The sequence below is a fragment of the Acinetobacter sp. MYb191 genome, from assembly GCF_037572605.1.
Lineage (GTDB): Bacteria > Pseudomonadota > Gammaproteobacteria > Pseudomonadales > Moraxellaceae > Acinetobacter > Acinetobacter johnsonii.
The window spans coordinates 195773-203404 of record NZ_JBBGZP010000015.1 but is presented as its reverse complement, the minus strand read 5'-3'; the positions used below and the strand labels follow the sequence as shown (position 1 = coordinate 203404).

The window sequence follows — 7632 nt, the reverse complement described above, 5'->3', positions numbered from 1 at the left end:
AGTCTGGGCCGTGTCTCAGTCCCAGTGTGGCGGATCATCCTCTCAGACCCGCTACAGATCGTCGCCTTGGTAGGCCTTTACCCCACCAACTAGCTAATCTGACTTAGGCTCATCTATTAGCGCAAGGTCCGAAGATCCCCTGCTTTCCCCCGTAGGGCGTATGCGGTATTAGCATTCCTTTCGGAATGTTGTCCCCCACTAATAGGCAGATTCCTAAGCATTACTCACCCGTCCGCCGCTAGGTCGTATAGCAAGCTATACTTCCCCGCTCGACTTGCATGTGTTAAGCCTGCCGCCAGCGTTCAATCTGAGCCATGATCAAACTCTTCAGTTAAAAATCATTAGTAGCTTATGGCTACAAATCTTGGCTCATCAATTTTCTGACAAATATTTCTCAAATAAACTTCGAGTAATTTTTACCATTCAATCAATGAAATATTTTCGATCGATCAATCAGTAAAAATCCACACAAGTTGTTCTTCATAATCTCTTAATGATCTTCTTGCTGATTCGTCACCAGCAAGCTAGGTCGGCTATACTACTCTCTTTCCAGAGAAAGTCAACTGGTTTTGTTAATTATTTTTAAACTTATTCAAGACTTCCAGATTCTACCACTTAGGCTAAATCCTTGTTTCTCAACAAGTTTTAATCAACATCACCGCCGATGGATGTGCATTCTACAGCATTTCACACCCAACACAACCCCCTTTACTCAATTATTTATAAAAAAACTTACACTTGTTTACTTATTCAGCAAAATATCGCTTTTTTCTTATTTTTTGAGTGAAAAGGGAACAATTTCTCCAATTTCATTTCGATTTTTTTCTTGCGATTTTTTTTCTTGCCACTTTAATGCACGACAATCCACATATTCACAATAACCACTTTCGCCCTGTTCCTAATAATTATCCATTTTGAGTTTATATTTAAAGCTACCTACATAACCCGCAGCCAAACCAAATTTAAAATCACCACGACTTTGAGCGTAAAGATGAATGTGATGTCCCTGCTCATCTTGATAGTGCCATTCAAACTCTCGCGGTAAATACATTTTTTGCCCATTGGGAGTTTTCACAGCAGGATAAACACGATGAACTTGAAAGCGCACCATCCGATCAAACATATGGGTTTGTTGTTTTTGCAAATCACGTATATAGATACGTGACTGTACAATTCGATTAAACGAATCTCGAATTTGTTCTAATAATAGCTGACGCTGATCCAGCAGATTAATGACTTGATACGTGAAAAAGGCTAAGGGTAAATAACTAAAGTCTATACTGCGCGCGTATTCAAAAGCCCCTAACTGGTCAATGGCATAGCGCTGTTCTTTATATTTAACTTCTCCCTGACATCGACACAATACAGACCAATGCTCTGCAAGACCAAAACGCAATTTGGTGAAATGTGAAATCAGTGATGTTGTTGTTATTTCAATCTCAAAGCTCAATTCTGTGTCTTTTCTTTGAATTTGAAATTTTGGGAAGGTTCCCATGAGCTGTTCTTTATTGGCAAATTTAAATGTTTTTTCTTGAAATGAACATTCCGCAGAAATTGAATAGCGGTTCAGTTGCCCTGCCATATGTGGACTACTACTGGCCAATACGGTCGCAGTATCTAAGGGTGTAGTTCTGATTGCACTGTTGTTCCGAAACATGGGTGTATTAGGCTGACCAATCATGCTCAAAAAGTTTAAATAATGTAATGGAGCAGGAAGATTGGGAATGGTTAAAGCTTGATGAATAATTTTATATTTTTTATTGGGTGGGTGATAAGCAGGAAGTGACCGTGAAGGAGCCTGATTAAGTTGTTTAGACTGATCGAGAAAATCTTGAAACAACCACATATCATACTCCTTCTACATATCATTAACTCATGATGGGCTGTGCTGACGTCGTGCTAAAAACGTAGTAACAAAGCCAGATAGTGCATAAATCAAGGAAATGACTAAAATACCCACAGGGATATTGTAAGTCATTGCAGCAAAAATAAAGACCGCGATAGGAAGGACAAAAAATGGAACGCGCTTACGATCTACCGTTTTAAATGAATAATATTTAATATTCGAAATCATGAGGAGTCCGACAGACACAATCACTGCTGCACTAATGGCTTGAATCCCCCGCTCACGAATATCAAAAATTTCTGGGAAATCGAGTCCAACCCAAACCAATGAAATAATAATAATGGCAGCAAGTGGACTAGCTACACCAATAAAGTAACGCTTATCGACCACACCGATTTGCACATTAAAACGTGCTAAACGGAACGCAGCACAGGCGGTGTAGACAAAACAACATGCCAAACCAATACGACCGAGCGAATCCAGACTCCAGCTATACATCAAAATAGCGGGTGCAACTCCGAACGCCAATAGATCAGATAAAGAATCATACTGTTCACCAAAAGCACTCTGCGCACCAATTGCTCGTGCAACGCGGCCGTCCAAACCATCCAACAAAGCCGCCAAGAAAATGGCATAAATCGCTTGCTGGAAATTACCATTCATACTAGCAATAATGGAATAAAAGCCTGACAACAACGCGGCCGTTGTAATCAGGTTCGGCCACAAATAAATACCTCGACGTTTTACTTTTTGACCTTCCTGTGTGTGCTCTTCTTCTTCCACCTCGAAAGTAATCCCATCAAAAGTAGGCGTACTGCGGGGTGAAGATTCGCTTTCAGGTTTATTTATATTTGTCATTCTCTGTCGATCCTAATGTAGCCTTTTCTCTTATTAGTCTATCTTTATTCGCCAACTAACCAACGAACAGCAGCATGACCACCATTTTCACTCATACGCAAATGTGGGAATAACCATTGTAGCGCTTCATCTGCATCTTCAGAAAACTTCCAAGGTGGGTTAATCACCAACAGACCACAGCCGTTTAAGCCCACTGGGGTATCATCTGGCCAAACACATACTTCACAGATCAACTGACGGCGAATACCGGTTTTAATCATTTTCTTTTCAAAACGGTCAATCATGGCGCGGTCTTTGATTGGATACCAAATTGCAAACACACCCGTTGGCCATTTTTTATATGCAGTCGCTATGAGATCAACCAATTGAGGGAAATCTTTACGCTCCACTTCGTAAGGTGGATCAATCATCACTAATCCGCGTTTTTCTTTGGGTGGAATAACGCCAAATAGCCCTTCATATGCATCGCGCTCATGTAAGCCTGCGCGTTTATCACGAACGTTGTAATACAACTGTTGGAATACATCACGTTGCATTTCAAAAATGGTGGCTTTGTCGATTTCACGCATGCCTTCCAATGCAAACCACGGCGAACCTGGATAAGCGCCCTTACCTGAACCTTCACGCATTTTTTCAACAATTTTTAAATACTGCTGAACACCTTCAGGCGCATTACGCTTAATCGAGTCATCAAGTTTTACTAAACGGTGAATACCATTTAAGAACTCACCCGACTTTTGTGCTTCTGAAGTCGATAAATCATATTTACCAGCACCGCCATGCGTATCAATATAACGATACGGTTTATCTTTTTGATTGAGGCGAGTCAAAATCTGAAGCAAAAGGACATGCTTCATGACATCTGCAAAGTTACCTGCATGGAAGTGGTGACGGTAATTCATGTTTCTATCATTCCTAAAATCAATGAGTATTTTAGCATGAAAAATAGTTTCGTTCAGATTGCTTTCATACACTAGAATAACCGTGGCTTTTCTTTGTCTTTTTTAGGTTAATGTAATGGAAGCAGTTCTTCTCCCAAAGTCTTGGAGTGTTGATCAAATCCTAGATGATTTAGATCAACATGGTTTTGCCATCATTGATGACGCCTACTCTGATGACTATGTACATCAACTCATTGAAGAATGTACTTCGAACTTAAATCGCTTTCGTGAAGCCGCTATTCAAAACGGTGTCATCAGCAAGATCCGTAGTGATCACATTTTATGGCTCAATCCCGAGCTCGTTATTTCCAATCATCATGTTCAAGCCCTTTATAGTTTGGGACAGGAACTAAATCGTGCCTTTTATCTTGGTATTCGAGACGTCGAAGCACATTTTGCTTGCTATAACGCTGGCGAGTTTTATGCCCTACACCGTGATAATCCTCAAGGCAAAAATGGCCGCATGATTTCTACGGTCTATTATTTACACGAAGATTGGCAAAACGATTGGGGCGGTGAACTTCATCTGCAAGATAAAAATGACATTTGGCATGTGCTACATCCCAAACCGAATCGTATTGCATTGTTTCAAAGTGACTTGCTGCATGAGGTTTTAGAAGCCAAGCATCAGCGTTTATCGATTACTGGATGGTTACGGAGTGACAGTACAATCCTATGATTCAAGCAAAAAGACTTTAAATTGTAAAAAGTATCCTCATATACTGAACATCAATTGATGAGGATGTAACCGATGCGTGCCAGCAGTCAACAAATTATTCAGCGTATTGGTGAAACAGATCAACTCTACCTACAAGGCAATAGCCCTGAATTAGCCCTTGAGCGTGCTGATTTGCGCTTACAGTTGGTCACACTGAGCCAACTGCGCCAAGAGCAAGTCCACTTTTTACAAGAAGCGGTGGTATTACTTGAGCAAGGTCGAATTGAGTTTGAGGAAATGCCTCTATCTTTGTACCTCAATTTGTCTTTGCACCTTGCAAAGGCTTATATGCTGTACTTTGAAATCACCAAAGAAGATCGCTTTGCACTGATTACACAGCAAATTCTAAAACCGCTGACCAGCTATGGTCAGGGCGATATTTACCTGTTTTTGGCCTATGCCTCGGTCAGTCGAAAAGAGTCAGCATTGGCACGGCACTGGCTTGGCAAATATGCGAAAAGCACCGAGTTTGATTTCGTTTTACTGCGTGAACATGCCGCTTTTGTTGACCTTCATCAAGAAGATTGGTTTATCAAGCTGATGCAAAGTAAATTGCACTAAAATGCACAAATAAAAAAACGCCTGAAATCAGGCGTTTTTTTATGGGTCAATTCTACTATTCAAATGACAACGGCATAAAATCAATTTAGGCAGTTTGAAGTTTATAAGCATCGAGGTGTAGCTGTTGATTGAGTTCATCAACCATAATCGCCCAATCATCATCTTGAACCAAATGACTGATTAATAGCGCACGTTGTGCGGAATTCCAAAACGGTGCATCGTGTAAAGATTGATGAGCAGGAAGTTGATGCGTACGAATATATAACTCGATGGCAGCCGCACTATTGGCGAGTCCCAGTTGCGAAAATAAAAGCTCTAAGGATGGTTTATGTTGACTGAGCATCTCGGCCTCCTTATCAATACTATTGTCAATTATTATTGAATTAACTTATATGTATTTTCTAAAAAAACCTAGTCATAAAACTAGGTTTGTTGTTTCAATTTGTGATTATAAATGACACGATCCTGAAAGCGTATGTTCTGTATGTAATTGTTCATTTAACAGGTCGACCACCATTACCCATTCATCATCTTTTTTCCAATTACTGATAATGAAGTCATGCTGTGCTTTTGACCAAAAGGGTGCTTTATGCAATGGAACGTCTGAAGTAAGTTGGTGTGTTTCAATAAACTTATCGATTGCTTCTGCACTCGCATCAAGCCCCAATTGTTCAAATAAAAGTTCTAAAGTCGGTTGTTGGTCAAACATCATTGTTCTCCTCAAGCCTTGATCATGCCCTTTTAGAATAAACCTTTGGCCATCTATGCTCAGTTGTATCTACATCACAGCATGTTATTTTTTGTTCAACACACCCCCATATAAAAAAGCACCCCAAACGGAGTGCTTTTTCAAAACAGATCTTGAACAGATCAGTTTTTAATTATTTAAGCATGTCAGCAATTGCTGCGCGCTCTTCTTCAAGTTCTTGAAGAGTTTTGTCCATACGTTCACGGCTGAACGCATCGATTTCTAGGCCTTCAACACGTGTGTATTCGCCATTTTCGCAAGTTACAGGAACACCGTACATTACGCCTTCAGGAATACCATAAGAACCGTCAGAAGGAATACCCATCGTTACCCATTCGCCATTTGTGCCAAGAGCCCAATCGCGCATATGGTCGATCGCAGCGTTCGCAGCTGAAGCAGCTGAAGACAAACCACGCGCTTCGATAATCGCAGCACCACGTTTACCAACAGTTGGAAGGAATACATTCGCGTTCCAGTCAGCATCGTTGATTTTGTCTTTTAAGCTTTCGCCGTTTACAGTTGCAAAACGGTAGTCAGCATACATCGTTGGAGAGTGGTTACCCCAAACAGTCATGTTTTTGATGTCTGCTACAGCAACACCTGCTTTTTGAGCAATTTGAGTCAACGCACGATTGTGGTCAAGACGTAACATTGCTGTGAAGTTTTTCGCTGGAAGATCTGGAGCAGATTTCATTGCGATGTAAGCATTTGTATTTGCAGGGTTACCTACAACAAGTACTTTAACGTCACGGCTAGCAACTTCGTTTAGTGCTTGACCTTGACCGATGAAGATTTCACCGTTCACTTTCAATAAGTCAGCACGTTCCATACCAGGACCACGTGGACGTGAACCAACCAATAACGCGTAGTCAGCATCTTTAAATGCAACTTTTGGATCATCAGTACCGATCATGCCAGCCAATAATGGGAAAGCACAGTCGTCTAATTCCATCATTAAGCCTTTAAGCGCAGCTTGAGCTTTCTCAAAAGGAACTTCTAACAATTGCAGAATAACTGGTTGGTCTTTACCTAACATTTCGCCACTAGCGATACGGAATAATAGGCTATAACCGATTTGACCAGCAGCGCCAGTAACGGCAACGCGAACAGGTTGCTTCATGTACTTATCTCCATTTGAGGAACGTTATATGATTAAATAGCTGTTCTATCTAATCTTAATAATCATAAACGGCAAAGATTGTACTCCAATACTTTGGCAGATGCATGTAAAAGAGAATGAATTCCAACAAAAGTATGATAGGAAATATAAATTAATTTAAGGAAAGAGATTAGTAAGAACCCTTGACCGCAAAAGAATTTGGGCAGTTTTCTTGTATATTCTCTGCACAACCTTTGTACTGACCATTGGGTTTATAACAGACCTTGACTTCGGTCAAAATATTGGTTTGACGGTGAGTACGGCAGCTAAAACGCAGCCCGCTTGCAGGTAGTCCAGGATTCAAACGTTGGAACTGTCCACGTAAGCTATGCAGTTGCGCGGTTTTATTTTCAGACGAAGTCAAATCTGCGGGAATTTTTAAACGTTCTGCATAATTAATCACGTTACGAAAATATTGACTGGCACTCATCGGCACACACCCCCCAATTTCTGCCCACAACTGGCGACGCGCATGTTCATCGGGCATGACTCTCGCCACCACTTTGGCCTGAAGTGGTGACAGGACGGCTGAAGACTTGGTCTGACACTCTCGTGTCGTGGTTTCAGGATACAATCCTGTTATATTGAGCGAATAGCCTTCCAAACATTTCCGTTTCTTTGAGCCTTGGTTATCGAACAAACACACGGCGGGTGTCATTTGAACTTCCATCACATAACCAAACACAGTCGGTGTTGCATGGGCTGATGTCGCAAAAAATCCCATAGCAATACCGCTGCTGATCAATAGCAGAAGCTTTTGCGTTAAGACTGATTGGGATGACATCAAAACCATAAAATGCC

Annotated in this window: 8 protein-coding genes, 1 rRNA gene and 1 pseudogene; 2 read left to right on the top strand and 8 right to left on the bottom strand. The window is 41.1% G+C overall.

Annotation, left to right across the window (positions count from 1 at the left end):
- The 4 genes and pseudogenes from WH214_RS11225 to WH214_RS11210 all read right to left on the bottom strand — a co-directional run.
- Positions 1-334, bottom strand: a 16S ribosomal RNA gene (locus WH214_RS11225); the annotation flags it as partial.
- A gap of 438 nt (positions 335-772) precedes the next feature.
- A pseudogene (locus tag WH214_RS11220) lies at positions 773-1846 on the bottom strand (DUF6670 family protein).
- Positions 1847-1873: 27 nt separating this feature from the next.
- A complete protein-coding gene (pssA, locus tag WH214_RS11215) occupies positions 1874-2704 on the bottom strand; it encodes a CDP-diacylglycerol--serine O-phosphatidyltransferase (RefSeq protein WP_005401245.1) in 831 nt (276 codons plus the stop codon).
- Between the two features lie 44 nt (positions 2705-2748).
- Positions 2749-3606, bottom strand: a complete 858-nt coding sequence (locus WH214_RS11210; RefSeq protein ID WP_004691214.1) for a 23S rRNA (adenine(2030)-N(6))-methyltransferase RlmJ — start codon at positions 3604-3606, stop codon at positions 2749-2751.
- Between the two features lie 115 nt (positions 3607-3721).
- Here WH214_RS11210 and WH214_RS11205 point away from each other — a divergent pair, with 115 nt between their 5' ends.
- Positions 3722-4324 (top strand): 2OG-Fe(II) oxygenase, encoded by a 603-nt coding sequence (locus tag WH214_RS11205; protein ID WP_339422142.1) that lies wholly within the window; start codon positions 3722-3724, stop codon positions 4322-4324.
- A gap of 72 nt (positions 4325-4396) precedes the next feature.
- The gene (locus tag WH214_RS11200; RefSeq protein ID WP_004691217.1) at positions 4397-4924 is read left to right on the top strand and encodes a hypothetical protein; all 528 of its coding nucleotides are present in this window, start codon (positions 4397-4399) and stop codon (positions 4922-4924) included.
- Between the two features lie 85 nt (positions 4925-5009).
- On the opposite strand, the gene WH214_RS11195 is transcribed toward WH214_RS11200, so the two are convergent.
- The 4 genes from WH214_RS11195 to WH214_RS11180 all read right to left on the bottom strand — a co-directional run bounded on the left by WH214_RS11195 (position 5010) and on the right by WH214_RS11180 (position 7615).
- Positions 5010-5267, bottom strand: coding sequence for a DUF2789 family protein (locus WH214_RS11195; protein WP_004691219.1), 258 nt, complete (start codon positions 5265-5267; stop codon positions 5010-5012).
- Between the two features lie 105 nt (positions 5268-5372).
- Positions 5373-5633: a DUF2789 family protein gene (locus WH214_RS11190; protein WP_339422141.1), complete on the bottom strand. Its 261-nt coding sequence runs from the start codon at positions 5631-5633 to the stop codon at positions 5373-5375.
- Positions 5634-5805: 172 nt separating this feature from the next.
- The gene (locus WH214_RS11185) at positions 5806-6792 is read right to left on the bottom strand and encodes a malate dehydrogenase (RefSeq protein WP_339993370.1); all 987 of its coding nucleotides are present in this window, start codon (positions 6790-6792) and stop codon (positions 5806-5808) included.
- A gap of 169 nt (positions 6793-6961) precedes the next feature.
- Complete coding sequence (locus tag WH214_RS11180; protein ID WP_339422140.1) at positions 6962-7615, bottom strand: ribonuclease T2 family protein; 654 nt, start codon at positions 7613-7615, stop codon at positions 6962-6964.
- Between the last annotated feature and the right edge of the window lie 17 nt (positions 7616-7632).

Excerpts from the sequence above, each read along its gene's own strand:
- pssA (WP_005401245.1), bottom strand. The coding sequence starts at position 2,704 with ATGACAAATATAAATAAACCTGAAAGCGAATCTTCACCCCGCAGTACG.
- WH214_RS11210 (WP_004691214.1), bottom strand. The coding sequence starts at position 3,606 with ATGAATTACCGTCACCACTTCCATGCAGGTAACTTTGCAGATGTCATG.
- WH214_RS11205 (WP_339422142.1), top strand. The coding sequence starts at position 3,722 with ATGGAAGCAGTTCTTCTCCCAAAGTCTTGGAGTGTTGATCAAATCCTA.
- WH214_RS11200 (WP_004691217.1), top strand. The coding sequence starts at position 4,397 with ATGCGTGCCAGCAGTCAACAAATTATTCAGCGTATTGGTGAAACAGAT.
- WH214_RS11195 (WP_004691219.1), bottom strand. The coding sequence starts at position 5,267 with ATGCTCAGTCAACATAAACCATCCTTAGAGCTTTTATTTTCGCAACTG.
- WH214_RS11190 (WP_339422141.1), bottom strand. The coding sequence starts at position 5,633 with ATGTTTGACCAACAACCGACTTTAGAACTTTTATTTGAACAATTGGGG.
- WH214_RS11185 (WP_339993370.1), bottom strand. The coding sequence starts at position 6,792 with ATGAAGCAACCTGTTCGCGTTGCCGTTACTGGCGCTGCTGGTCAAATC.
- WH214_RS11180 (WP_339422140.1), bottom strand. The coding sequence starts at position 7,615 with ATGTCATCCCAATCAGTCTTAACGCAAAAGCTTCTGCTATTGATCAGC.